2 protein-coding genes are annotated in these 1,646 nt (G+C 59.2%); one reads left to right on the top strand and one right to left on the bottom strand.

Features of this window, described 5'->3' with window-relative positions; all coding sequences use genetic code 11:
* A partial coding sequence (locus AC0L3S_RS38965; protein WP_473285250.1) for an ATP-binding cassette domain-containing protein occupies positions 1–203 on the bottom strand: 203 nt, incomplete at its 3' end.
* Between the two features lie 62 nt (positions 204–265).
* Here AC0L3S_RS38965 and AC0L3S_RS38970 point away from each other — a divergent pair.
* Positions 266–1,075 (top strand): IclR family transcriptional regulator, encoded by an 810-nt coding sequence (locus AC0L3S_RS38970; RefSeq protein ID WP_259219134.1) that lies wholly within the window; start codon positions 266–268, stop codon positions 1,073–1,075.
* Positions 1,076–1,646 lie beyond the last annotated feature (571 nt).

A 1,646-nucleotide genomic window follows, 5' to 3' on the forward strand; every position in this document is an offset into this window, starting at 1 on the left:
TTTTGGAACACGACCCCGATATTGCGCCTGTGCACTGGCAGCCCAGTTACGGAACGAGCACCGATAGAGATCTCGCCGAGCGGTTGGGGTCTTGGACCCGTAACCATCATCAATGTCGTCGTTTTTCCGGAGCCGCTCGACCCGACAAAAGAGACGAACTCGCCAGCCCCGGCCTGAACCGAGACATTATCAATCGCTGGCACGCCGCAGTACTCGTTACAGATTCACTCTACGTGTATGAACGCCTTGTAGCCGAGGTATTTCGATGAATTCTGGCAAACGTTCTCCAAGCAATCGCGGCCGAGCCGTCGGAGAGGTTACGACCGTCCAACGCGCGTTGAATTTGCTGAGGGTTGTCGGCGCGAGTGAAAAGCCGATCGGTGTAAATGAGATCGCGCGCCGTCTAGGAAAGCATGCAAGCGCAGTTTCCAGGACACTGGCGACCCTTGAACACAACCGATTTGTCGAGCGCGACGACGAGACTGGCCGCTTTGTGCTCGGAGTTGAGCTTATCGCGCTCGCGAGCAGACTTCTTGGTGAACTCGATGTGGTCAGGGTGGCGCGACCTTACCTGGAAGAACTTGCCGAGCGCGCGAGGGAGTCGGCCTCGCTCAGTCTTTGGAACAAGACGGAGGCGATCAATGTCGAGCATGCACTTGGCCCCGGTTCGATCAAGCACATCGCAGCACCCGGGCGTCGCAACCCGGCCCACTGCACGGCTAGTGGAAAAGCTATGCTGTCGCAAATGGTTGGCTCCACGCTGGATGAGGTTTTGGCACTCGGCCTCGAATGCTACACGGAGCGGACAATCACTGATGCGAGCGCTCTGGAACGCGAGCTGTGCAGCATTCGCGAGAGAGGATACGCGCTCAACGTGGGAGAGTTCATTCCCGAGATTGCCTCGATCGCGGCCGTCGTCCTCGATCGGAGGGGACGAGTTGCGGCCGCAATTGCCATCACGATGCCGGTATTTCATTTTAGTCAGCAAAGTGAACGGCAGCTGGCACCTCTTGTCATGAATGCGGCGGCGACTGTCTCGCGGCGTCTAGGATATCGTGGCGCACAGCCGATATGATCGGCCACATCCGAACTCGTGTAGATGCGCACTACCAATTAAGCAAGGGATGCGCGCAGACGGTCCGCAGCACATCGCTATGGATATCGGCGACCAATCGCTGTCAAGCGACGTCCGGATTTAAGGCGGCATATCAAGGCGAGCACCGCATGGACCGCAGCTATGTCAAAGGCCGCGACAGAGATCGCATCAATGCGGTCCTCGCCAGGATCGGCCAAAACATCGGCCCGCTCCGCGATGGCTAGCAGAACTCTTGCGTGCCATCGTGAGGGCGTTGCCCAAAAACCGTCGCGGCTCAAAATATCGCTCGACCAGTGGTCGCCCGCGGCCTCAGAGGACCCACGAGCCCAATAATGGCTTGATCGTTCGACAGTCGGCGCGCGCTCTCTGAAGATCAGATCAGCGACCGTTTGGCGTTCGGCAGCTGCGACCGCAAGCGGCTACCCAGCCGCGCGACATCATTCAAGTACGGCAGCCGTAATCGAGCCCGGGTGATTGCGGTGAGATCCAGGTTGGCCGAAACGACCTGCTCGCCAAGGCCGGCGCGGGCGAGATCCTCGCCATCCGGACC

The organism is Bradyrhizobium sp. Ken01 (assembly GCF_055807355.1).